This window comes from Piscinibacter sp. (assembly GCF_047600445.1).
In the GTDB taxonomy this organism is placed as follows: Bacteria; Pseudomonadota; Gammaproteobacteria; order Burkholderiales; family Burkholderiaceae_C; genus Piscinibacter.
In genome coordinates this window covers 616421-639090 of record NZ_JASGKT010000001.1, presented here as the reverse complement: position 1 = coordinate 639090, position 22670 = coordinate 616421, and the positions used below count along the sequence as shown (strand labels likewise).

17 protein-coding genes are annotated in these 22670 nt (G+C 72.6%); 9 read left to right on the top strand and 8 right to left on the bottom strand.

The window, feature by feature from the left end:
* Positions 1-45: 45 nt before the first annotated feature.
* From QM792_RS02965 to QM792_RS02940, 6 genes are all read left to right on the top strand, one after another.
* Entirely contained in the window at positions 46-1302 is a 1257-nt protein-coding gene (locus tag QM792_RS02965; RefSeq protein ID WP_415147691.1) for a Zn-dependent hydrolase, read from the top strand.
* A gap of 24 nt (positions 1303-1326) precedes the next feature.
* The gene (locus tag QM792_RS02960) at positions 1327-2562 is read left to right on the top strand and encodes a diaminopropionate ammonia-lyase (protein ID WP_415147690.1); all 1236 of its coding nucleotides are present in this window, start codon (positions 1327-1329) and stop codon (positions 2560-2562) included.
* A gap of 25 nt (positions 2563-2587) precedes the next feature.
* On the top strand, positions 2588-5926 hold the full coding sequence (locus tag QM792_RS02955; protein ID WP_415147689.1) for an ATP-binding protein: 3339 nt from the start codon (positions 2588-2590) through the stop codon (positions 5924-5926).
* 82 nt (positions 5927-6008) lie between these two features.
* Positions 6009-7580, top strand: coding sequence for a hypothetical protein (locus tag QM792_RS02950; RefSeq protein WP_415147688.1), 1572 nt, complete (start codon positions 6009-6011; stop codon positions 7578-7580).
* 16 nt (positions 7581-7596) lie between these two features.
* Positions 7597-8127, top strand: a complete 531-nt coding sequence (locus tag QM792_RS02945) for a hypothetical protein (protein WP_415147687.1) — start codon at positions 7597-7599, stop codon at positions 8125-8127.
* A gap of 13 nt (positions 8128-8140) precedes the next feature.
* A complete protein-coding gene (locus tag QM792_RS02940; RefSeq protein WP_415147686.1) occupies positions 8141-8848 on the top strand; it encodes a hypothetical protein in 708 nt (235 codons plus the stop codon).
* A 171-nt stretch (positions 8849-9019) separates the two neighbouring features.
* Here the strand turns inward: QM792_RS02940 and QM792_RS02935 are convergent, their stop codons facing one another.
* On the bottom strand, positions 9020-10060 hold the full coding sequence (locus QM792_RS02935; protein ID WP_415147685.1) for a tetratricopeptide repeat protein: 1041 nt from the start codon (positions 10058-10060) through the stop codon (positions 9020-9022).
* A gap of 126 nt (positions 10061-10186) precedes the next feature.
* Between QM792_RS02935 and QM792_RS02930 the strand changes: the two genes are divergently transcribed.
* The gene (locus QM792_RS02930; RefSeq protein WP_415147684.1) at positions 10187-10609 is read left to right on the top strand and encodes a universal stress protein; all 423 of its coding nucleotides are present in this window, start codon (positions 10187-10189) and stop codon (positions 10607-10609) included.
* 31 nt (positions 10610-10640) lie between these two features.
* On the opposite strand, the gene QM792_RS02925 is transcribed toward QM792_RS02930, so the two are convergent.
* Positions 10641-10853 (bottom strand): hypothetical protein, encoded by a 213-nt coding sequence (locus QM792_RS02925; protein ID WP_415147683.1) that lies wholly within the window; start codon positions 10851-10853, stop codon positions 10641-10643.
* A gap of 120 nt (positions 10854-10973) precedes the next feature.
* On the bottom strand, positions 10974-12545 hold the full coding sequence (locus QM792_RS02920; RefSeq protein ID WP_415147682.1) for an alkaline phosphatase D family protein: 1572 nt from the start codon (positions 12543-12545) through the stop codon (positions 10974-10976).
* Positions 12546-12611: 66 nt separating this feature from the next.
* Between QM792_RS02920 and QM792_RS02915 the strand changes: the two genes are divergently transcribed.
* Positions 12612-13874 (top strand): Hsp70 family protein, encoded by a 1263-nt coding sequence (locus QM792_RS02915; RefSeq protein ID WP_415147681.1) that lies wholly within the window; start codon positions 12612-12614, stop codon positions 13872-13874.
* Between the two features lie 147 nt (positions 13875-14021).
* Here QM792_RS02915 and QM792_RS02910 read toward each other — a convergent pair whose 3' ends face one another.
* The 5 genes from QM792_RS02910 to QM792_RS02890 all read right to left on the bottom strand — a co-directional run bounded on the left by QM792_RS02910 (position 14022) and on the right by QM792_RS02890 (position 20995).
* Positions 14022-15554, bottom strand: a complete 1533-nt coding sequence (locus tag QM792_RS02910; RefSeq protein ID WP_415147680.1) for a 3-hydroxyacyl-CoA dehydrogenase — start codon at positions 15552-15554, stop codon at positions 14022-14024.
* A 4-nt stretch (positions 15555-15558) separates the two neighbouring features.
* Positions 15559-16830: a benzoyl-CoA 2,3-epoxidase subunit BoxA gene (gene boxA, locus QM792_RS02905; protein ID WP_415147679.1), complete on the bottom strand. Its 1272-nt coding sequence runs from the start codon at positions 16828-16830 to the stop codon at positions 15559-15561.
* A 15-nt stretch (positions 16831-16845) separates the two neighbouring features.
* Positions 16846-18273: a benzoyl-CoA 2,3-epoxidase subunit BoxB gene (gene boxB, locus QM792_RS02900; RefSeq protein WP_415147678.1), complete on the bottom strand. Its 1428-nt coding sequence runs from the start codon at positions 18271-18273 to the stop codon at positions 16846-16848.
* 18 nt (positions 18274-18291) lie between these two features.
* Positions 18292-19950 (bottom strand): 2,3-epoxybenzoyl-CoA dihydrolase, encoded by a 1659-nt coding sequence (boxC, locus tag QM792_RS02895; protein WP_415147677.1) that lies wholly within the window; start codon positions 19948-19950, stop codon positions 18292-18294.
* A 94-nt stretch (positions 19951-20044) separates the two neighbouring features.
* Positions 20045-20995, bottom strand: coding sequence for a helix-turn-helix transcriptional regulator (locus tag QM792_RS02890; protein ID WP_415147676.1), 951 nt, complete (start codon positions 20993-20995; stop codon positions 20045-20047).
* Between the two features lie 104 nt (positions 20996-21099).
* Here QM792_RS02890 and QM792_RS02885 point away from each other — a divergent pair, with 104 nt between their 5' ends.
* On the top strand, positions 21100-22656 hold the full coding sequence (locus QM792_RS02885) for a 3,4-dehydroadipyl-CoA semialdehyde dehydrogenase (protein ID WP_415147675.1): 1557 nt from the start codon (positions 21100-21102) through the stop codon (positions 22654-22656).
* The last annotated feature ends 14 nt before the right edge of the window (positions 22657-22670 follow it).

Below are 22670 nucleotides of genomic sequence, written 5' to 3'. Positions count from 1 at the left end.
ATCATCCCCGCACCCCCTCCCTCTCCCACGCCGCCGGAGCCGCCCTTGCCCACCGCCCCTCTTTCCCTCGACGCCGGCGCGCTGCTGGAGCAGCTTCGCGCGCTGGGCGCCATCGGCGCCGATGCGGCGGCGGGTGGGCGCACGCGCATCGCGCTGAGCGACGCCGACAAGGCCGGCCGCGACCAGCTCGTGCAGTGGATGCGCGAGCTGCGGCTCGAGGTGCGCGTGGACCGCATCGGCAACGTCTTCGGCATCCTGCCGGCGGCCGCGCCGGCGGGCGAGCGGCGGCCGCTGATGATCGGCTCGCACATCGACACGGTGCGCAACGCCGGCGCGCTGGACGGCTGCTACGGCGTGCTGGCCGGCCTGGCGGTCGCGCGCGCCTACCGCGCCGCCGGCACGCCGCCGCCGCGCGCCATCGTGGTCGCCGCCTTCACCAACGAAGAGGGCGTGCGCTTCCAGCCCGACATGATGGGCTCGCTGGTCTACGCCGGCGGCCTGGCGCTGGACGAGGCGCTCGACACCCTGGGCACCGACGGCGCGCGCCTGGGCGACGAGTTGCAGCGCATAGGCTACGCGGGCGAGATGGCGCCGGGCGCCATCGTGCCCGGGGAGTACCTGGAGCTGCACATCGAGCAGGGCCCCGTCCTGGAGGCCGAAGGCCGGCTCATCGGCGTGGTCGAGAGCCTGCAAGGCATCTCCTGGCAGAAGATCACCGTGCACGGCACGGCCAACCATGCCGGCACCACGCCGACCCGGCTGCGCCACGACGCGGGTTACGCCGCCGCGGCCATCGTGGCCTTCCTGCGCGAGCACGTCGTGGCCGCCGCGCCCGACACCACGCTGGCAACCACCGGCTCGCTGCGCCTCGAACCGGATGTGGTCAACGTGATCCCGCGCAAGGCGGTCTTCACGGTCGATTTGCGCGACCCGGACGAAGCGCGCCTGCAAGCCGCCGAGCGGCGCCTGGCCGACTTCCTCGTGCAGATCGCCGCCCGCGAAGGCGTGCGCATCGAAACCGAGCGCCTGGCGCGCTTCGAGCCGGTGAGCTTCGACGCCGGCCTGGCCGACGAGATCGAGGCCTCGGCGCGGCGCTTCGGCTTCACGCACCGGCGCATGACTTCGGGCGCGGGGCACGACGCGCAGATGATCGCGCGCATCGCGCCCGCGGCCATGATCTTCGTGCCCAGCCGCGGCGGCATCAGCCACAACCCGCGCGAGCACACCGACGACGCGCAGCTCGTGCAGGGCGCGCAGGTGCTGCTCGACGTGGTGCGGCGGCGCCTGGCCGCCAGCGCCTGAGACGAACACGAACGAACCTTCGCCATGCTGATCGCCAACGCGCGCGCCGGGCGCGCCGCCTATCCCGACGAACTGCGCGCCATCATGAGCATCGAGCGCGCCGAACAGAGCCGCCGCTGGCTCGCGCCCTGGCCGGCGCTCGCGCGCGGCGCCACGCCGCTGTACGACCTGCCCGACACGGCCGCCGCGCTGCGCGTCGCGCGTTTCAGCGTCAAGGACGAGTCGGTGCGCTCCCCGCTCGGCAGCTTCAAGGCCCTGGGCGCGCCGATCGCGCTGGTGCGCCAGATCCTGCGCCTGCACCCCGGCCTGGAGCCCGGCGCCATCCTGGCCGGCCGCTGCGCCGAACGGCTGGCCGGCTACAGCGTCGTCAGCGCCACCGACGGCAACCACGGGCGCGGCCTGGCCGCGGCCGCGCGCGACGCCGGCTGCCGCTGCGTGATCGTGCTGCACGCCCAGGTCAGCGCCGAGCGCGAGGCGGCGATCGCCGCGTTCGGCGCCGAGATCGTGCGCATCCGCGGCAACTACGACGAATCGGTCGCCGAGGCGGCGCGGCTGGCGGCGCGCCACGGCTGGCAGGTGATCTCCGACACCTCCTACGACGGCTACGAGGACATCCCGCGCGACGTGATGCAGGGCTACAGCGCCATCGCCGCGGAGATCGTCGAGCAGACCGGCGCGCGCCGCGGCGAAGACGGCGCCTACACCCACGTGCTGCTGCAAGGCGGCGTCGGCGGCCTCGCGGCCGGCCTGGTCAGCTACCTGTGGGAATGGCAGGGCGCGCGCCGGCCGCACTTCATCGTGGTGGAGCCCGAGCAGGCCGACTGCCTGCTGCAAAGCGCGCTGCGCGGCCGCGCCGCCAGGGCCTCGGGCACGGTCGATTCGCTGATGGCCGGCCTGGCCTGCGGCGAGACTTCGCCGCTGGCCTGGCGCTTCCTGAGCGGCAGCGTCGACCACTTCATGACCATCACCGACGCCCAGGCCGTCGCGGCGATGCGCGCGCTGGCGGCCGGCGGCGAACGCGACGTTCCCCTCGTCGCGGGCGAATCGGGCGTGGCCGGGCTGGCGGCGGCGCGGCTGCTGCGCGCCGACCCGGCGCTGTCGGCGGCGACCGGCCTCGATGCGCAGTCGCGCCTGCTGATCGTCAACACCGAGGGCGCCACCGCGCCCGGCGTCTACGCCGAACTGGTCGGCGAGCCCGCCGAGGCCGTGCTGGCGCGGCAGGCCGCACGCCGGAAAGCGGGCAAGATAACGGCGGGTTGACGTTCCACCCGCTACATCCCGCACCATGCCTGATGCCGCCGCCTTGCGACTCGAACTGTGCGGCGCGCCGCGGCTGCTCGAACCCGGGGGAGGCGTCATCACCATCGGGCCGCGCCTGGCCGCGCTGCTGGCGCTGGCGGCGCTGCGGCCGCCGCTGGCGCGCGAGCTGGCCGCGGCCTGGCTGTATCCGGAACTCGACGCGGCCGGGGCGCGCCGCAACCTGCGCCAGCTCCTGCACAAGCAGCGCGCCCTCGTGCAGCGCCTGCTCGTGCCGGACGGCGACCGGCTGCTGCTCGCCCCCGGCGTCGGCGTCGATGCCCTCCAGGCGCCGGACGCCGACGCGCCGCATCCGCCGCTGCTGCTCGGCACGCGCCACCAGGGCGATCTGCCGGCGCTGCAAGCCTGGCTGGACGGCGAGCGCGAGCGGCTCGCCGCGCGCTGGCGCCAGGCGGTGGCCGACCGTGCCGACGACGACGAGCGCGAAGGCCGCTTCGCCGCCGCGCTGGTGCACGCCGCCAAACTGGTGGCGGCGCTGCCGACCTCGGAGGCCGCGCATCGGCGCGTCATGCGGCTGCACGACCTGCGCGGCGACCGCGCGCAGGCGCTCGCCGCCTTCGACGCCTGCGAACAGGTGCTGCGCGACGAGTTGAGCGCCCGCCCCGGGCCCGAGACGCTGGCGCTGCGCGCCGGCATAGAGGCCGATGCCACCGCCCTGGCGCGGCCGACGCCGGCCGCCTTCGCCGAACGCCCGCTGCTGCACCGGCCGCCGCACCTGATCGGCCGCGACGCCGAGCGCTCGGCGCTGGCCGATGCCGTCGCGGCCGGCCGCCACGCAGTGGTGACGGGCGAGGGCGGCATAGGCAAGAGCCGGCTGCTCGAGGAGCACCGGCGCGCCCGCGGCGAGGCCGGCGCCCGCGCGCTCGAAGCCGGCGGCCGCCCGGCCGACGCCACCCTGCCGTACGCGCTGCTGGCGCGCCTGCTCGCCGCCGCGCTCGCGGCCTGCCCGCACGAACCGCTGCCGTCGGTGCGCGGCGAACTGGCGCACGTGCTGCCGCAGCCCGGCCATGAACCGAGCGGTCGCGCCGACGCGCTGCGCCTCGTGCGCGCGACGATCGCGCTGCTGCGCGACGTGGCCGCCGCCGGCGTCGAGACGATCGTCATCGACGACCTGCACCACGCGGACGACACCAGCCTGCGCCTGCTGTCGCACGTGGTCGCCGAGAGCGGGCTGGCCTGGGTGGTGGCGGCCCGGCCGGACGAGCTGGCGCCCGCCGGCCGCGAACTGCTGGCGGCGCTGGACCCGGCGGCGGCGCACCTGCCGCTGCGACCGCTGGCCGAGGCCGAGGTGCTGCGCCTGGTGCAGTCGCTGGGCGCGCCGGTCGTGCCCGGCGCGCCGGGCGAGTGGCTGCGCCGCACCGGCGGCAACCCGCTCTTCGTCGTCGAGTCGGCGAAGGCCTGGGCGGCCGCCCCGCCGGCCGCAGGCTCGGCGTGGCCGGTGCCCTTGTCGGTGGAGCGGCTGGTGCGCGATCGCATCGCGCGGCTGGGCGCGCCGGCCCTGCGCCTGGCGCGCTGCGCCGCCATCGCCGGCGACGACTTCGAGGCGGCACTGGCCTCGCACGTGCTCGGCGTGCCCGCGCTCGACCTCGCCGACGCCTGGTCGGAGCTCGAATCGGCCGGCCTGCTCGACGATGGCCGCTACACGCACGACCTCGTCCGCGATGCCGTCGAGGCGTCGGTGCCGGCGGCGCTGGCGCGCGAACTGCACGGCACGATCGCCGGCTGGCTGCTGCAGGCGGGGCGGGCCGCGGCGCGCGTCGCCTGGCACGCCGAGCGCGCGGCGCTCTGGCCGCTGGCGTCGGCGCAGTGGCGCCTGGCCGGCCAGGCACTGCGGCAACGCGGCCACCTCCTGGAGGCGAGCGTGTGCCACGACGCCTCCGCCCGCGCCGCCGAGCAGGCGGGCGATGCGGTCGCGACCTTCGAGGCGCGCCGCGCGCAGGCCGAGGCGCGCGCCATGCACCTGAACGACGCCGAGTCCGATGCGCTGCTCGCAGCCTTGCAGTCGCTCGCCGGCGATGCAGCGCAGGCACTTGCTGCGTTGCAACTGCGCGTGCACTGGCTGGCCTGCCGCGGCGAGCACGCCGCCGCGATTGCCCTCGGCCGCCCGGCGTTGGAAGACCACCGCGGTGGCGATCGGGCCGTTCTGCTGCGCATCGCCGGTTCGGTGGCGGATGCCCATATCCGGGAGGACGAGCCCGCGCGTGCGCTCGACGTGTTGCGGCCGTTCGAGCACTGGGTGGCGCATGCTGCCGATCCGGCAACGCGGCTTGTCTACGCGAGCGTGCGGGCCAATGCGTTGCAGACGGCCGGCCGTCTGAGGGCGGCAAGCGCGGCCTACGAGGAAGCGCTGACGCTCGCGCAAATGGTGGGCGACGAGGAAGAGGTGTCGATGAACACGGCCAACCTCGGCGTCGCCCACATGTACCGCGGCATGCTGTCGAGTGCCATCGCGCTGGCGCGCGAAGCGCGCCGACTGGCCGAGGCCAACGCCCGAGGCGAGCGCTCGCACAACGTGCTCACGGTCGAGACCGTGCTGGCAAAGTGCCTGCTCGACCACAACGACTACGACGAGGCGCTTGCCCTGCTGGAGCCGCTGCGCGAGGCGTTCGCCCGCCAGCGCTCGGGCTATTGGCGCTGCATGTGCGAGGTGTTTCTCGCCCAGGCGTGGGTGCAGCTCGGCCAGCCGGCGCGCGCTCTGGCCGCCCTCGACGCGGCTGAACCCGATCTGTCCGACATCCTGACCCGCGTGTACGCGCTCGGCCTGCGGGCCGAGATGGCCGCGCTGCTCGGCAACGGCGATGCAAACGCGTGCATCACCGCCGCTCGAGCGCTGCCCCTGTCGGGTGAGGGGGCGGCGGCGCAGGTCGTGCGCGTCTGGGGCAGCCGCTTCGAACCGCCCGAGGCCGCCGCCGAACTGCTCGTTGGCGCGCTGCGCTGGGCCGAAGCGCAGGAGCGCGCCGGCCTGCAGCTCGCCGCGCACGTGCGGGCCAGCGAGGTCGAGCGGCGCCGTGGCGATGCAGGCGCGGCACTGCGCCATGCCGAAGCGGCCGCGCGGCTCGCGCCCGAGGCGCATGCGGCGTGGTTCTACCGCGGCGAGCTCTGGCTGGAACTGCACGCCGCGCGCCGCGAAGCGGGCGATGCGGCCGGCGCGTGCCGCGCGCTCGACGACGGCCTCGACTGGCTGCGCGTGACCCTGACGCGCGTGCCGCCGCCGTTTCGCCGCTCCTTCCTCGACCGCAACCCCACCAACCTCGCGCTGCGCCGGCTCGGCCGCTCGCGCGGCGCCGACACCGTCTTGCTGGAGTGACGCCGCGCGAGGTGACGCCGAGGTGACGGCGCGCTGCCTACAACCGCGCCTGACGCGATCGGCGTCGCTTCGAGGGCGAGACATGGGCCACTTCTCCCTACCCGACCCCGTGCGTGCGGCGCGCCGCCGCCGGGTGGCCGCGATGATGGCGTCGCTGGCCCTGCTGGCCGCCTGCGGCGGCGGACACGACGGCGACGACCCGAACGCCGGCGCGCCGCCGCCCCCGCCGGTCGAAGGGCCGCCGCCGCCGGCCGTCGACACCACGCCGAAACCCACCGCCGTCGGCGTGCCCGTCGGCAGCGAGGTGGTGAAGACCATAGGCCCGGCGGGCGGCACCGTGGTCAGCGCCGACGGCGCGGCCTCGATCGTCATACCCGCCGGCGCGCTCGCCGGCGACACCCCCATCGCCATCCAGCGCATCACCGACAACGCGCCCGGCAGCCTGCGCACCTACGCCATGCGCCCCGAGGGGCAGACCTTCGCGGTGCCGGTGACGGTGCAGTTCAGCTACGACGAGAACGAGCTGATGGGCACCGCGCCCGAGGCCTTCGACATCGGCTACCAGGACGCGAACCGCTACTGGCGTGCGCTGCCCGTGGCCACGCTGGACACCACCGCGCGGACGGTCAGCGTCTCCACCACCCACTTCACCGACTGGGCGCTGCTCTCGACGATCCGCCTCACGCCGACGCGTGCGGCGGTGCGCGTCGGCAGCAAGCTGTCGCTGGACGTGGTGTCCTGCGGCCGCAGGGACGATCCCGGTACCGGCCAGCCGGCGCTGGTGGAGACCTGCGGCCCGAGCCCGCTGCGCGTGGACACCTGGGCGGTCAACGGCACCACCTACGGCGATGCCAGGGTGGGCACGGTGGATTCGGCCGGCACGGTGAAAGGCACCTACACCGCGCCGGCGAACAAGCCGAGCCCGTCGACCGTCGCGGTGAGCTGCTCGGTGCAGCTGCCGGCGGGCGACAGGGCCAAGGTGCTGCTGAAGACCGAGGTGCAGGTGGTGCAGCACGCCGGGTGGAACGGCAGCATCTGGTACTCGATGCGCGGCATGGAGAACACCACCGAGACGGTGCCGTTGCCCGGCAACATCGGCAGCACCACCACCGAGAAGATGCGCGAAGTGTTCGGCGGGGTGATTCTGACGATCGAAGCCGACAACGACTTCAGCGGACCGAACATCATCAAGGTGTCGAAGGTCGAGGGCAACTACGACTACCACGAGTCGGTGGCACGCAGCCGCACCGCCCAGGACGGGCCGTGTCTGCGCCAGACGCAAGGCAGCCTGGTGACCGACGCGACCGGGAAGCCGACGCTGCCGGCGCACAACCTGATGGCGATCGAGTTCGGCAACCCGACGATGACCGGGGGCGCGTACAAGATCGCCTTCGCGCCCGCCGAGGGCAAGCTGACCGGCACGTCGATCGAACAGATCAGCCAGACCGCGACCGGCGAGAACTGCGTGCCCACGCCGCCCACCGACGTCCGCGTCGACTACGAAGGCATGATCGACGTGATCGCCATCGACCTCGCCGGCAGCGCACCCGAGAAGGCCGACAACCTCTCGGGTCACGTCGCCAAAGAGTCGATGATGCTGGGCCTGCCGGTGACGTGGGAAGTGCACTGGCAGCTCAACCACTCCGTGAAGTGACGTGCGGGAGACGACCATGACCCGCCTGCTCCTGCCGCCGCGTGCGGCATCCCTGGCCCTTCTTGCCCTTCTTGTCCTTTACGTCGCGGCGTCGACGACGGCCTGCGCGCCGATGCTGCCGACGGCGCCCGCTGCACCGCCGCCGGCCCCGGCGGCCACGCCCACCGCCGGCGCGGCGCCGGTGGCGAGCCCGCTGTCCTACGGCGCGGTGACCTCGCAGGTGGTCAAGGGCCGCACCACGCAGCTCGAGCTGCTGCAGACGTTCGGCGGCCCCAACATCTCCACCGTCGACCGCGACGGCGTCGAGACCTGGGTCTACGAGCGCACCGCCACGCAGACCGAGCAGCAGAGCCAGGCACAGTCGGCGCAGGCGACGGCGAGCCTGGGCGCCTTCTTCAAGTACGTGGACGTGGGCGTCGGCGGCGGCGTCGCGCGGTCCAGCGGCGGCGTCACCACGTCGGGCTCGGTGCGCTCGCTGACGGTGATCGTCAAGTTCGCGGCCGACAAGACGGTGGCCGACTATTCGGTGCGCGCCACCACCTTCTGAGGAGGGCTCCGCGATGGCCGACACGATGAAGCGGGCGCGGCGCGGCGCCGCCGCCCTGGGTCTCCTGCTCGGCGCGGGCGGCTGCGCGATGGGCGGCGGCGCTGCGTCGGGCGCCGACATGCTGGGCGGGCTCGCCGCGGGTCGCGGCGCCGCGACGGGCCAGGCTCAACGCCCCGGCCTGGGGGGCATGCAGGACCTGATGGCGCGCCAGAAGCTGCAGATGGAGATGATGAACAACCCGGACCTGCCGGCCTGGCATGCGCAGCGCGAGAAGATGGCGCTGGCCCTCGGCGACCGCGTGTTCGACAAGCCCTTCGACGCGGTGTTCGACGGCCTCACGGTGGCGGTCGCCACGCTGGGCGCCCGGGTGCAGAACATGGAGCGCGGCTCGGGCTACCTGGCGGCAGCGATCCCCGCGCTGGAGCCGGCGCGCGCGCAGGCGCTGCAGGACGCGGCGCTGCGCGAGTACGCGGCGGGGCGCGGCTATCCGCCGTCGGTGTTCGAGGGCAGCGCGCCGTTCGGGATGGACGTGCGCATGGACGGGATGATGCAGCGCCAGAGCGCCGGCATGACGATCTCGCTGCTGCGCCAGGGGCGCGCTCAAACCAAGGTCAAGCTGCGCTTCGACAACGTCTACTACCCCGAGCAGGTGGCCGAGTACTACAAGCGCGTGTGGGCGGCGGTGGACCGCCAGATGTTCCTCGACCGCGGGCTGGATTGAGGCGGGGCGGCGCGGCGCACGGGCCGCCCCCGGACCGCTTCATACCCATTCGCGTTCGAACGTCAGACTCCGCTCGCCCTGAGCTTGTCGAAGGGCACGCGAGTGCCTCGGTGGGGCTTCGACAAGCTCAGCCCGAACGGGAACATTGATACGTTCGAACGCGAATGGGTATCAGCGCACCACGCGGTCGATGCGCACCGCGACGCCGCTCGCGCCGGGCGCCACCGGCGCGCTCTCGCCTTGCAGGTCGCCCGGCTGCGGCGTGGCATTGCCGCTCTTGCTGACGCGCGCGCTCACCACCACCTGCTGCGCCGACGACAGGCGCGTCTGCGGGCTCATCGCGGTGGAGTCGTCGAGCGTGAAGTCGAAAGGCAGGTCCTTGACCTGCTTGCGCACGATGGCCAGCGGCATCTTGGAACCGCTGGCGGCGCGCGCGAACACGAACACCGTGTCTTCCGGCGCGGCGCGGTCTTTCAGCGCGGCGGCCAGTCGCACCTGCCCGCTCAGCGTGGCGCCGGCGGCGGCCGGCGTGGCATCCGGCGCGGGCTTCGGCGCCGGGGCGCCGCTGCGCGAACGCGCCTCGGCGATGCCGCCTTCGAGGTTGCGCGCCAGTTCGCTGCCCGGCTCGGCCACCGCGACGGCGGCCTCCCACAGCCGCGCGGCCCGGGTGTAGTCGTGCTGCTCGAAGGCCACCGTGCCGGCCAGCGCCAGCGCCTTGAGGTTCTTCGGGTCGAGTTCGAGCGCGCGGGCGATCAGCGCGGCCGGCTCGCCGGCCAGCGAGCGGCCGGCGGCCATCGCCTTGGCGTCGGCGAGGTCGGCGTAGCCCGAGGCCTCCTGCGGCTTCAGCGTGACGACACGCTGGAACGCCGTCACCGCCTCGGGGTAGCGCCCCAGCGCGTTGTAGCTGCGGCCCAGCATGCTCCAGCCTTCCGCGTCGTCGGGCTGCGCCTTCAGGCGTTCCTCGAGCTTGCCGATCATCGCGTCGATCTGGCCCAGCGCGCCGGCCTGGCCGACCTCGGCCTCGCTGTGCGCCACCGGCACGCCCTTCCAGGCACCCGGCGTGCCGAAGCGCGCATAGCCGGCCGCGGCGACGAGCAGCACGAACACCGCGACACCGGCGAGCAGCCGCCGCGAGGGCCTGGGCGCGGCCTGGGCGTCCTGCGCCTCGAGGCGGCGGATCTCGCGCTTGAGTTCTTCGATAAGGGGGTCCATGGGGCGTGCATGGTAAGCCCGGCGCGCGCCGCCCGGCCCGGGCGGGATTGCGGGTTGTCAAGAACGGACGGCGCGCCTGTGCGAGACTCGATGCGTAGCCGTACCCCCGCACAGGAGCCCCCCGCGATGAAGATTCTTCTTGCCGTCGACGGCAGCGCGTTCACCAAGCGCATGCTGGCCTACCTCGCCGCCCACGACGAGTGGCTGGGCGGCCGGCACGACTACACCGTGCTGAACACCGTGGCGCCGGTGCCGGCGCGCGCCGCCTCGGTGATCGACCGCGAGACGCTGAAGAGCTACTACGCCGAGACCAGCGAAGCCGTCTTCAAGCCGATCCGCACCTTCTTCAAGAAGCAGGGCATCGAGGCGGAATACGTCGGCAAGGTCGGGCACGCGGCCGAGGTCATCGCCAAGACCGCCGACGCCGGCGGCTACGACCTGCTGGTGATGGGCTCGCACGGCCACGGCACGCTGGGCAACCTCGTGATGGGCTCGGTGGCGACCAAGGTGCTCTCGGCGTGCAAGACGCCGGTGCTGCTGATCCGCTGATCCTTTTCCGGACCCGCGCGCCCGCGCGGGTTCAGCGCCTGCGCGGCGGCGCCGCCGCCGGCACGGGCGCGCGGCGCTCGTCGGCGCGCGGCTCGTGCTGCGAATGTGTCTTGCCGAGGCTGGCGTCCAGGCCGAAGGCCGTGCCCATGTCCGCATAGTCGGTGTCGGGCACGCTCGCGGCCTTGCCGCCGAAGCCGAGTGCCGCCGACCACCAGGAACCCGAAGACGACTTGCCGCTGCTCATGACCATCACTCCCGTTCGTGCGCTGCCTGCCGCACGATCGGCATGATCCCAGCGCGATGAACGCCGTGGCAGGGGGCGAGGCCCACGAGGACGGGGCCGGCGTGCATTTCGATACGAATCTCAGTCGCGCACCGGCTCGGGCCGGCCGGCCTCGACGGTGAAGCTCGCCTGCGTGTGCAGCGCGGCGCCCGGCTGCGCCGGGTGCGGCGTGGCGCGCAGATCGCAGTGCGCGGCCCGCGCGGTGATCTCGAGCAGGGCGTAGCCGCGCTCGTCGCCGCGCGCGTGCAGCAGGTCGGGGTTGCCGGCACGGATCGCCGCCATGCGCGCCTCGGCCAAGCCGCGGCTGCTGATCGAGGTGCAGACGAACTCCGCCGCGACCACCGGCGAGCGCGGGTCGTCGGGGCGCTGGCGCAGTTGCGCGGCCACGTGGCGATGCACGTCGCCACCGAGCACCAGCGCGTTGCCACCCGCGGCGGTGGACGAGGCGATGGCGTCGAGCAGCCGCTCGCGGGCGCGCGGGTAGCCGTCCCAGCCGTCGCTGAACACGCGCCGCGCCTGGCCCGGCACGGCGACGCCGCTGGCGCCGAGCTGGCTGCCCTGGGCGAGCAGCCGCCACGGGCGCACGCTGCCCGCCAGGCCGTCGGCCAGCCAGCGCTCCTGCGCCGCGCCGAACACCGTGCGCGCCGGGTCGGCGAGTTCCTCGCAGTCACCACCGATGGTGCGGCCGCCCGCGGCGGCGTTGCCGCAGGCCTGCACGCTGCGGTACTGGCGCCCGTCCAGCGTCCACAGCTCGGCCAGGCGGCCCCAGCGGAAGTGGTCGTGGATGCGCATCGCCGCGCCGCGCGGCGCCATCGACGGCGACACCGGCAGGTGCTCGAAGTAGGCCTGGTAGGCGGCGGCGCGCCGGCGCAGGAAGGCCGGCGCGTCGAGCCCGCTCGGGCTGGCGTCGGCGGCGTAGTCGTTTTCGACTTCGTGGTCGTCCCAGGTCAGGATCCACGGGTGCGCGGCATGCGCGGCGCGCAGGTCGGCGTCGAGTTTGTAGGTGGCGTGACGCGCGCGGTAGGCGTCCAGCGTCTGCGGCACCGGGCCTTCGTGCGGCCGCAGGCGATGGCGCGGGTTGCTCGATTCGTAGATGTAGTCGCCGACGAAGAGCACGAAGTCCAGCTCGCGCGCGGCGATCTCGGCATGCGCCGCGTACCAGCCCTGTTCGTAGTGCTGGCAGGAGGCGAGCGCGAGGCGCAGCCGCGCCAGCGGCGCATCCTCGGCCGGCGCGGTGCGCGTGCGACCGACCGCGCTGACCGTGTCGCCGGCGATGAAGCGGTAGAAGTAGGGCCGTGCGCTCGCCAGTCCGCGCAGCTCGACGTGCAGCGCATGCGCGTTCTCCGGCCGGGCGATGAACTCGCCGCGCCGGAGGCCGGCGCCGAAGCGTTCGTCTTCGGCCAGCTCCCAGCGCACGCTGAACGGCAGCGGCGGCAGCCCGCCGCCGATGTCGTGCGGGCGCGGCGCGAGGCGCGTCCAGATCACCACCGAATCGGGCCGCGGCATGCCGCTGGCGACGCCCAGCGTGAACGGGTCGCCCGCGTCGACCGGCCAGGGTGCGGCCGGCTGCGCCTGCGCGGCGCCGAACAGCCGCGCCAGCGCGAGCGCGGCGGCCTGGCGGCCGAGGTGGCGGAACAGCGTGCGTCGGTCCATGAGCGGCACATTGTGCGGCGCGCGCATCTGCTGCCTACAATCGCGCCCCTCCAAGAAAGGGCTCACGTGTACTGCGCCATCGACTTCGGCACCTCCAACTCCGCCGTGGCCGTGCCCGACGCGGCGCGCGGCATGCGCCTGGTCGAGCTGGAGCCGGGGCAGGCGACGATGCCCACGGCGGTGTTCTACGCCGTCGACGGGCCGGAACAGTTCGGCCGCGCCGCGGTGGCCGCCTACGTCGACGGGCTCGACGGCCGGCTGATGCGCTCGATGAAGAGCATCCTCGGCAGCAGCCTGATCGCGCAGACCACCGAGGTCGGCGGCGGGCGCGGCGTCAAGTACCTCGACATCGTCGCCGGCTACCTGCGCCACCTGAAACGCCGCGCCGAGGCCGACGCGAAGTTGCGCATGGAGCGCGTGGTGCTCGGCCGGCCGGTGTTCTTCGTCGACGACGACGCGGCGCGCGACGCGCAGGCGCAGGCCGCGCTGGAGGCGGCGGCGCGGCAGGTGGGCTTCGCCGAGGTTCACTTCCAGTACGAGCCGATCGCCGCGGCCTTCGACCACGAGCGCCGCATAGCCCACGAGGAAGTCGTGCTGGTGGCCGACATCGGCGGCGGCACCTCGGACTTCTCGATCGTGCGGGTCGGCCCGCAACGCGCGCGGCGCCTGGAGCGCAAGGACGACATCCTCGCCAACCACGGCGTGCACGTCGCCGGCACCGACTTCGACCGCCGCATCGAGCTGGCGGCCATCCTGCCGGCTTTCGGCTACGGATCGCTCGGGCCGAGCCTGAACGGCGCGCCGCCGCGCGAGGTGCCCAGCGGCGTCTACTTCGACCTCGCCACCTGGCACCTGATCAACACCGTCTACAACCCGCAGCGCGTGGCCGAGCTGCGCGCGATGCGCGGCTTCTACGCCGACGCGCGCCAGCACCAGCGGCTGATGACGGTGGTCGACGAACGCCTGGGCCACGAGCTGGCGGCGCGCGCCGAGGCCGCGAAGATCGCGGTGGCCGAGGGCGGGCGCAGCACCATCGACCTGTCGAGCGTCGAGCGCGGCCTGGCGGTCGAGCTGAGCGAACCGCAGGCGCTGGCGGCGCTGGAGCACGACATGGGACGCATCGTCGAGGCCGCGCGCGAAACGGCGCGGGCCGCCGGCCTCGGCGCGGTGGACGCGCTGTACTTCACCGGCGGCTCCACCGGACTGCGCCTGCTGGCGCAGCGCATCGCGGCGGCCTTTCCCGGCGCGCGCATCGTGCGCGGCGACCGCTTCGCGTCGGTGGCCGGCGGGCTGGCGGTGTTTGCGCAGCGGTGGTACGGCAACGCTTGAAGCCCGTCTACCCGGTTACCCAGCTACCCAGTTGTCCAGTTACCCGGTTGCCCGGACAACCCCGTTCGGGCTGAGCCTGTCGAAGCCCCAGCGCAACGCTCGCCTGCCCTTCGACAAGCTCAGGGCGAACGGGGAGGCTGCGCTACTTCATGCGGCATGCGCCCGCCGCCGCAGCCACGGGCTGAGGCGGTAGCGCTCGCCACGGTACTCGGCGTCGAGGGCGCGGATCACCCTGGCGACGCCGTCGACGCTCCAGCCCTTCAGCCACTCGAAGGGCCCGGCGGGGTAGTTGACGCCGAGCTTCATCGCCGCGTCGGCGCCGGCTTCGTCGCACACGCCTTGCAGCACCGCGTCGGCGGCTTCGTTGACGAGCATCGCGAGCGTGCGCGCCACCACCAGCCCCGGCGCGTCGGCCAGCGGCAGCGGCGTGAAGCCCAGCGCGGCCAGCCAGGCGCCGGCCTGCGTGCGCCAGGCGGCGTGCGCGCCGGGCGCCACCGCATAGGCGAGCGCGGTGCCCGGGGCGATCGGGTGCGGCACGGGCCGGTCGAACACCGCCACGTCGGCGCTGCCGAGCTCGTGCGCGAGCTGCTGCGCGCTGCGGCCGTCGGTAAGCACGAGGCGCGCGCCGTCGATGGCCAGGCCGACCCAGTCGCTGCCCAGCTCGCGCGCCGGGCCCCAGCCCTGCGGCGCGAGCGCGGCCACGGCGGCATGTTCCAGGTGGTCGGCGATCGGGCCGACGCCGTGCACCGTCACCTGCCGCGCGCTGGCCGGCGCCTCGTGCACCGCCACCGGCAGCGGCGGCACGCCGTCGGCGCCGTCGCCGTAGGCGTAGAAGCCGCGCCCGCTCTTGCGGCCGAGCAGCCCGCCGGCCACCATCTCGGCCTGCACCAGCGAGGGCACGTAGCGCTTGTCGGCGAAGTTCGCCGCGTAGACCGAGTTCGTCACCGCGAAGTTGGTGTCGTGGCCGATCAGGTCCATCAGCTCGCACGGGCCCATGCGGAAGCCCGCCGCCCTGAGGCAGGCGTCCAGCACCTGCGGCGTGGCCGCCTGCTCCTGCAGCAGCGCCAGCGTCTCGGCGTAGTAGGGCCGCGCGATGCGGTTGACGATGAAACCCGGCGTGCTACGGGCATGCACCGGCGTCTTGCCCCAGGCCCGGCTCAGCTCGAAGATCGCCGCGGCCACGTCGGGCGAGGTCCGCAGGCCGTGCACCACCTCGACCAGCTTCATCAGCGGCACCGGGTTGAAGAAGTGCATGCCCACCAGCCGCTGCGGATGCCGCAGCCCGTTGGCGATCGCGGTGACGCTGATCGAAGAGGTGTTGGTCGCCAGCACCGCGCCGGGCGCGACGATGTCTTCCAGCGCGCCGAACAGCGCGCGCTTGGCGTCGAGGTTCTCGACGATGGCTTCCACCACCAGCCCGGCCGCGCGCGCCAACGCCAGCGAGTCGACCGGCGCGATGCGCGCGAGCGCGGCGCGCGCCGCCTCGGCGTCGAGCCGGCCCTTGTCGACCAGCGATTTCAGCGTCGCGGCGAGCTTGTCCAGCGCCTGCGCCGCCGCGCCCGCGCGCGTGTCGAACAGCTTGACCGGGTGGCCGGCCAGCGCCGCCACCTGCACGATGCCGGCACCCATGATGCCGGCGCCCACCACCAGCACCTCGGTGCCGCGAAGATCCATGCTCATGCGCTCAGTATGTCTCCAGATGGAGGCGTCCCTCGCGCTTCATCGCCGCGCCCACCGCGTCCCAGTCGAGCCCGGCGCCGCGCGCGATGTCGCGCAGCGTGGCCACCACGCCTTCTTCCATCGCCTTCAATCCGCAGACGTAGAAGAACGCGTTCGGGTCGGCCAGCAGCGGCGCGAGGTCGGCCGCGCGCTCGGCCATCGCGTGCTGCACGTAGCGCTTGGGCTGGCCGGCGGTGCGGCTGAAGGCGAAGTTGATGTCGATGAAGTCCTTGGGCAGGTTCTGCAGCGGGCCGAAGTAGGGCAGTTCTTCTTTCGTGCGCGCGCCGAAGAACAGCATCAGCCGGCCGCCCTCGAACTTGCCGCTGTGCCGCAGGCGGCGCCGCCACTCGGTCATCGCGCGCATCGGCGCGCTGCCGGTGCCGGTGCAGATCATCACGATGTGGCTCTTCGGGTGGTTGGGCATCAGGAAGGTGGTGCCGAAGGGGCCGATCACCTGCACCTTGTCGCCGACCTTCAGGTCGCACATGTAGTTGCTCGCGACGCCGCGCACCGGCCTGCCCTGGTGGTCTTCCAGCACGCGCTTGATGGTCAGCGAGAGGTTGTTGTACAGCGGCCGCTCGCCGTTGCGCGGGCTGGCGACCGAGTACTGGCGCGCGTGGTGCGGCCGGCCGTCGGCATCGCTGCCGGGCGGCACGATGCCTATGCTCTGGCCTTCCAGCACCGGGAAGGGCATCGCGCCGAAGTCGAGCACGATGTGGTGCGTGTCGTAGTCGGTACCGACCTCGGTGACGCGCACGTTGCCGGTGACGGTGGCGGTGACGCTTTTCTCCGCCGCCTTCGGGCCGTACAGGTTGGCATAGGCGTGCGCGGCCGACCAGGGCGGCAGCGTGGCGTTGTACTGCGCGCTGCTGACAGCCGCTTCGGCGACCGGCGCGGGCTGCTCGGCGGCCTCCACCGCCGCGCCGGCGGCGCTCACGCCGGCCTCGGCGAGCTGCTCGGGCGTCAGCTCGGGCGGCAACTCGTCCCAGCCGAGCTGTTCGTCCACGCCGTAGGCGCGCTGCCGGGGCAGGGTGCGCCAGTTGTCGATGCTGCCGGTCGGGCAGGGCGGAACGCAGGCCATGCAGAAGTTGCACTTGGCCGCGTCGACCACGTAGTTGCGCGAGTCGTGCGTGATCGCCGCCACCGGGCAGGTGGCTTCGCAGGTGTTGCAGCGAATGCAAATCTCCGGGTCGATCAGGTGCTGCCTGATCACCTCGGCGTTCACGGCCATGTCCATCGCGCCCTCGCCCTGTCAGTTGAACCTGACGTATTCGAAATCGACGGGCTGGCGGTTGATGCCCATCACCGGCGGCGCGATCCAGTTGGCGAACTTGCCCGGCTCGACGACGCGGCCCATCAGGCTGGCGACGAAGGCGCGGTCCTCGTCGGTGGGCAGCCAGCGCTCGACGCTCTGGTTCCACTCGTGGTCGTGGATGTGGCGGCCGTCGGGGCTGACCTTCACGCCGGCCAGCGCGCCGATGTTGCGGTGGAAGGCCTTGTGCGGCACCTTCAGCCGGAACGGGATGCCGGCCTTCTCGATCACCTTGTTCCAGCGCTCGACGCCGGCCCGGGAGTCGGTGATGTAGTCGTCGCGCAGCACCTCGTTGAGCGCGTTGAGCATCGGCACCTCCTTCTCGACCAGCATGCCGTCGTTGACCTCCAGCACCTTGTAGCTCTGGCCGCGAAGCTGGTGGTCGTCGGCGCGCTTGCCTTCTTCGAAGCGGCCCTTCAGCCCGGTGGAATAGAAGGTGGCGGCGTTGCTCGACTGGTCGGCGCCGAACAGGTCGATGGTCACCGAGAAGTGGAAGTTCAGGTAGCGCTGCAGGGTCGGCAGGTCGATCACGCCGGCGGCGCGCAGCTTGCCCGGGTCGTCGGTCTTCAGCTCGTTCATCACCTGGCAGGTGCGCTGGATCACGCGGCTGACGCCCGACTCGCCCACGAACATGTGGTGCGCCTCCTCGGTCAGCATGAACTTCGTGGTGCGCGCGAGCGGGTCGAACGAGCTTTCGGCCAGCGCGCAGAGCTGGAACTTGCCGTCGCGGTCGGTGAAGTAGGTGAACATGAAGAAGCTCAGCCAGTCCGGCGTCTGCTCGTTGAAGGCCTGCAGGATGCGCGGGTTGTCCTCGTTGCCGCTGCGGCGTTCGAGCAGCGCCTCGCCTTCCTCGCGGCCGTCGCGGCCGAAGTACTTGTGCAGCAGGTAGACCATCGCCCACAGGTGGCGGCCTTCCTCGACGTTGACCTGAAACAGGTTGCGCAGGTCGTACTGGCTCGGGCAGGTCAGGCCCAGGTGGCGCTGCTGCTCCACCGAGGCCGGCTCGGTGTCGCCCTGGGTGACGATGATGCGGCGCAGGTTGGCGCGGTACTCGCCGGGCACGTCTGCCCAAGCGTCCTCGCCCTTGTGCTCGCCGAAGTGGATCTTGCGGTCCTTCTCGGCCGGGTTCAGGAAGATGCCCCAGCGGTAGTCGGGCATCTTGACGTGGGCGAACTGCGCCCAGCCCTGCGGGTCGACGCTGATCGCGGTGCGCAGGTAGACGTCGAAGTTCTGCGAGCCGTCGGGCCCCATGTCGCCCCACCATTGCAGGTAGTTGGGCTGCCACTGCTCGAGCGCGCGCTGCAGCGTGCGGTCTTCGGCGAGGTTGACGTTGTTGGGGATCTTCTCGCTGTAGTTGATGGTGCTCATGTCTGCTCCGATGATTGGTTAGACGCGGTTCCAGTCGAAGGCGGCCTTGTCGCCCTTGCCGTAGACCTTCAGCGCGCCCTTGTCGCCCACGGCGTTGGGGCGCTGGAAGATCCAGTTCTGCCACGCGGTCAGTCGGCCGAACACGCGGGTGAACATGTTCTCCGGGCCGTTGAAGCGCAGGTTGGCTTCCATGCCGGTCAGCGCGTCGGGGCTCATCGCCACGCGCTCCTCGATGGCGATGCGCGTCTCGTCGGCCCAGTCGATGTCGTCGGGGTTGCTGGTGACCAGGCCGAGCTTGAAGGCCGCGTCCGCGTCCAGCGCCTGGCCGAGCTGCGCGCGCACGGCGTCCAGCGCCGGCGCCTCGTCGTAGAAGCGGCGTTGCAGGCGGCTCTGGCCGGTGACCATCGGGTACAGGCCGAAGTTCGCCTCGCCCACCGTGAGCCTGGGCGTCTTGGCCGCGTCGTCGGGCAGCATCAGCATGTAGCTGCGGTCGCAGGCCAGCGCCAGTTCGAGGAAGCTGCCGGCGAAGCACGAACCCGGCTCGATCAGCGCGAACAGGCTGCGCGAGCTGAGGTCGAGCCGGCTGAAGGTGCGGCGCAGGTAGCCTATGGTCTCGCGCACCAGCCAGTGGGTCTCGTGCGCGGCCAGCGTCGCGTCCATCGCCAGCACGGCTTGCGCGTCGCCTTCGCTCTTGATCAGCCACAGGCCGATGTCCAGTTCGTTGGTGCGCATCTCCAGGATCGCGTCCTCCAACTGCCGCGCGAGTTGCAGCGGATACCAGTCGGCGCCGGCCGCCTCGATGGCGGCGATGTCGCCCGGCTGCGCGCCGCCGGGCGCCTTGACCGTGAAGGTGGCGGTGCGCTTGGCGCGCTCGATCTCGACCGTGACGAACGGGTAACGCAGCGCGTCGGCCGCTATCGTGCGTTGCAGCGGCGTCAGCGCCACGCCGCGGGCGTCGGCCGGCCGGTCGCTGGCCTTGGCGAGTTCGAGCGCGCGCTCCTGCACCTTGGCGGCGAACACGGCCGGCTTGGCGATCTCGTCGACCAGCCGCCAGTCCTTGGCCTTCTGGCCGCGCACGCCTTCGTTCGTGGTGCAGAAGATGTCGGCCAGGTCGTGGCGCACCTTGCGCTTGTCGGTCACGCGGGTCAGGCCGCCGGTGCCGGGCAGCACGCCGAGCAGCGGCACTTCGGGCAGGCTGACGGCGCTGCTGCGGTCGTCCACCAGGATGATCTCGTCGCAGGCCAGCGCCAGCTCGTAGCCGCCGCCGGCGCAGGCGCCGTTCACCGCGGCGAGGAACTTCGGGCCGCCGTGCCGCGACGAGTCTTCGAAGCCGTTGCGCGTCTCGTTGGTGAACTTGCAGAAGTTCACCTTCCAGGCGTGGCTGGAGACGCCCAGCATGAAGATGTTGGCGCCCGAGCAGAACACCTTGTCGCGCGCGCTGGTCACCACCACCGTGCGCACCTCGGGGTGCTCGAAGCGGATGCGGTTGACGGCGTCGTTCAGCTCGATGTCGACGCCGAGGTCGTAGCTGTTCAGCTTGAGCTTGTAGCCGGGGCGCAGGCCGGCGTTCTCGTCGAAGTCGGCGATCAGCGTCGCCACCGGGCCCTCGAACTTCAGCTTCCAGTGCTTGTAGCGGCTGGGCTCGGTTTGGTAGTCGACGCGGTCGGCGCTGCTCATGCGTGTCTCCGTTCAGGCAATGATGCGCATCATAGTGCATGCATTTTGATGCGTCAATCGAAAGATGCAATTTCATGCATGAAGCGGCGGGCACTCAGGCGGGCAGGTCCAGCGCCTCGCGCACCAGGCGGCGCAGCGCGCGGAAGCTCGGCTCCAGCGCCTGCGCGCTGGTGTCCAGGCTGAATTCGGCCTTGGAATAGAAGGCGGCACGCCCGGCCAGGATGGATTTCAGGTCTTCCATCGCCTCACGGCTCGCCGCCATCGGGCGCGTATCACCTTGAGCGAGCACTCGCTTCATGTGATCTTCCGGTGTGGCCTGCAACCACACCGTGGTGCAGTGCGCCAGCAGCAGGTTGAAGTTGGCCGGGTCGGAGACGATGCCGCCGGGCGTGGCGATCACCGCTTCGGGATAGATCTGGATCGCCTCCTCCAGCGCGCGGCGCTCGTAGCGGCGGTAGGCGTTCTGGCCGTACAGCGCCTGGATCTCGCTGATGCTGCAACCGGCGAACTTCTCGATCTCGCGGCTCAGCTCGACGAAGGGAAAGCCGAGGTCTTCGGCCAGCATCGCGCCCAGCGTCGACTTGCCGGCGCCGCGCAGCCCGATCAGCGCCACCTGCTGGCTGCGCCGGCGCCCGCCGCTGGCGTTGGCGCCGCCGGTGCCCAGCATCTCGCCGACCGCCACGCGCACGCGGCGCAGCGTGGCCTCGTCGCGGTTTTCCAGCAGCTCGCGCAGCATCAGCCACTCCGGTGAGCTGGTGGTCACATCGCCGAGCAGCTCGGCCAGCGTGCATTGCAGCGCACGGGCCACGTCGAGCAGCACGAGGATGGAGGCGTTGCCGACACCGTACTCCAGGTTCGCCAGGTGGCGCTCGGAGACATCCGCCGCCAGCGCTAGCGCCTTGCGCGTCATGCCGCGCCGCGCGCGCAGCGCGCGGGCGCGTTCGCCCAGCGCCACCAGGAAGGGGTTCTTGGCTTCGTCGCTGTCGTCGGCCGCATCGGCCTCGACCTGGGGATTGCCCGAGGCCTGCAATATAGTGCTTGACATGATGAGGTTCTGGCCCTAGAGTGCCTTCACGCACAATACTGCATCCCCCGAACCAAAACAAGGCGGATGCGGCGCGATCGACTTCACCAAGCAGTGAGCCCCGCATGACCGAGTTGCTGAAGAACCACCTGGGCGGCCGTTGGGTGGCCGGCACCGGCGCCGGCACGGCGCTGTTCGACCCGGTGCTGGGCACCGAGCTGGCGCGCGTCGACGCCAGCGGGCTGGACCTGCGCGCCGGCTTCGCCTTCGCCCGCGAGGCGGGTGGCGCCGCGCTGCGTGCAATGAGCTACCGCGAACGCGCCGCGATGCTGGCTGCCGCCGTGAAGGTGCTGCAAAGCAAGCGCGACGACTACTACGCCATCGCCACCGCCAACAGCGGCACGGTGAAGAACGATTCGGCGGTGGACATCGACGGCGGCATCTACACGCTGTCCACCTACGCGAAGCTGGGCGAGTCGCTCGGCGAGCGGCGCTTCCTGCTCGACGGCGAGGCGGCGCGGCTGGCCAAGGAGCCGCTGTTCCAGAGCCGCCACGTGCTGGTGCCCACGCGCGGCCTGGCGCTGTTCATCAACGCCTTCAACTTCCCGAGCTGGGGGCTGTGGGAGAAGGCCGCGCCGGCGCTGCTGTCGGGCGTGCCGGTGGTGGTCAAGCCCGCCACCGCCACCGCCTGGCTGACGCAGCGTATGGTGCACGACGTGGTCGAGGCCGGCGTGCTGCCGGCCGGCGCGCTGTCGGTGGTGTGCGGCGGCTCGGCCGGGCTGATGGACGCGCTGGAGCCCTTCGACCTGGTGTCCTTCACCGGCTCGGCCGACACCGCCGCCGTGATCCGCTCGCACCCCGCGGTGACGCAGCGCTCGGTGCGCGTCAACGTCGAGGCCGACAGCGTCAACAGCGCGCTGCTGCTCGAAGGCAACGCGCCGGGCGGCGAGGCCTTCGATCTGCTGGTCAAGGAAGTGGCGCGCGAGATGACGCAGAAGTCGGGCCAGAAGTGCACCGCGATCCGCCGCGTCCTCGTGCCCGAGGCGCTGTACGGCGCGGCGGCCGAGGCGATCTCGGCGCGCCTGGCCAAGACCACCGTGGGCAACCCGCGCAACGAGAGCGTGCGCATGGGCGCGCTGGTCAGCCGCGCGCAACTCAACGCGGTGCGCGAAGGCCTCGCCCATCTGCAAGCCCAGGCCGAGACGCTGCACGACGGCGCCAAACATCCGCTGATCGACGCCGATGCGGCCGTGGCCTGCTGCGTCGGCCCGACGCTGCTGGGCGCGCGCGACGCCGCCGGCAGCGACGCCGGCGACCGCCTGCACGAAACCGAGGTGTTCGGCCCGGTGGCCACGCTGATCCCGTACCGCGACGCGGCGCACGCGCTGCGCCTGGTCGCGCGCGGCCAGGGCTCGCTGGTGGCCTCGCTGTACGGCGACGACGCCCGCGCGCTGGCCGACACCGCGATCGAGCTGGCGCCGCTGCACGGCCGCGTGCACGTGCTCAGCCCCGACGTCGCCGCGCTGCACACCGGCCACGGCAACGTGATGCCGCAGTCGCTGCACGGCGGCCCCGGCCGCGCCGGCGGCGGCGAGGAACTGGGCGGCCTGCGCGCGCTGAACTTCTACCACCGGCGCGCCGCCATCCAGGCGAGCACGGCCGCGCTGGACCTGCTGGCCTGACACCACCGGAGGCC

Bases quoted from the DNA above. Each gene is read 5' to 3' on its own strand.
- QM792_RS02960 (WP_415147690.1), top strand. From the start codon at position 1,327: ATGCTGATCGCCAACGCGCGCGCCGGGCGCGCCGCCTATCCCGACGAA.
- QM792_RS02955 (WP_415147689.1), top strand. From the start codon at position 2,588: ATGCCTGATGCCGCCGCCTTGCGACTCGAACTGTGCGGCGCGCCGCGG.
- QM792_RS02950 (WP_415147688.1), top strand. From the start codon at position 6,009: ATGGGCCACTTCTCCCTACCCGACCCCGTGCGTGCGGCGCGCCGCCGC.
- QM792_RS02945 (WP_415147687.1), top strand. From the start codon at position 7,597: ATGACCCGCCTGCTCCTGCCGCCGCGTGCGGCATCCCTGGCCCTTCTT.
- QM792_RS02940 (WP_415147686.1), top strand. From the start codon at position 8,141: ATGGCCGACACGATGAAGCGGGCGCGGCGCGGCGCCGCCGCCCTGGGT.
- QM792_RS02935 (WP_415147685.1), bottom strand. From the start codon at position 10,060: ATGGACCCCCTTATCGAAGAACTCAAGCGCGAGATCCGCCGCCTCGAG.
- QM792_RS02930 (WP_415147684.1), top strand. From the start codon at position 10,187: ATGAAGATTCTTCTTGCCGTCGACGGCAGCGCGTTCACCAAGCGCATG.
- QM792_RS02925 (WP_415147683.1), bottom strand. From the start codon at position 10,853: ATGAGCAGCGGCAAGTCGTCTTCGGGTTCCTGGTGGTCGGCGGCACTC.
- QM792_RS02920 (WP_415147682.1), bottom strand. From the start codon at position 12,545: ATGGACCGACGCACGCTGTTCCGCCACCTCGGCCGCCAGGCCGCCGCG.
- QM792_RS02910 (WP_415147680.1), bottom strand. From the start codon at position 15,554: ATGAGCATGGATCTTCGCGGCACCGAGGTGCTGGTGGTGGGCGCCGGC.
- boxA (WP_415147679.1), bottom strand. From the start codon at position 16,830: ATGGACATGGCCGTGAACGCCGAGGTGATCAGGCAGCACCTGATCGAC.
- boxB (WP_415147678.1), bottom strand. From the start codon at position 18,273: ATGAGCACCATCAACTACAGCGAGAAGATCCCCAACAACGTCAACCTC.
- boxC (WP_415147677.1), bottom strand. From the start codon at position 19,950: ATGAGCAGCGCCGACCGCGTCGACTACCAAACCGAGCCCAGCCGCTAC.
- QM792_RS02890 (WP_415147676.1), bottom strand. From the start codon at position 20,995: ATGTCAAGCACTATATTGCAGGCCTCGGGCAATCCCCAGGTCGAGGCC.
- QM792_RS02885 (WP_415147675.1), top strand. From the start codon at position 21,100: ATGACCGAGTTGCTGAAGAACCACCTGGGCGGCCGTTGGGTGGCCGGC.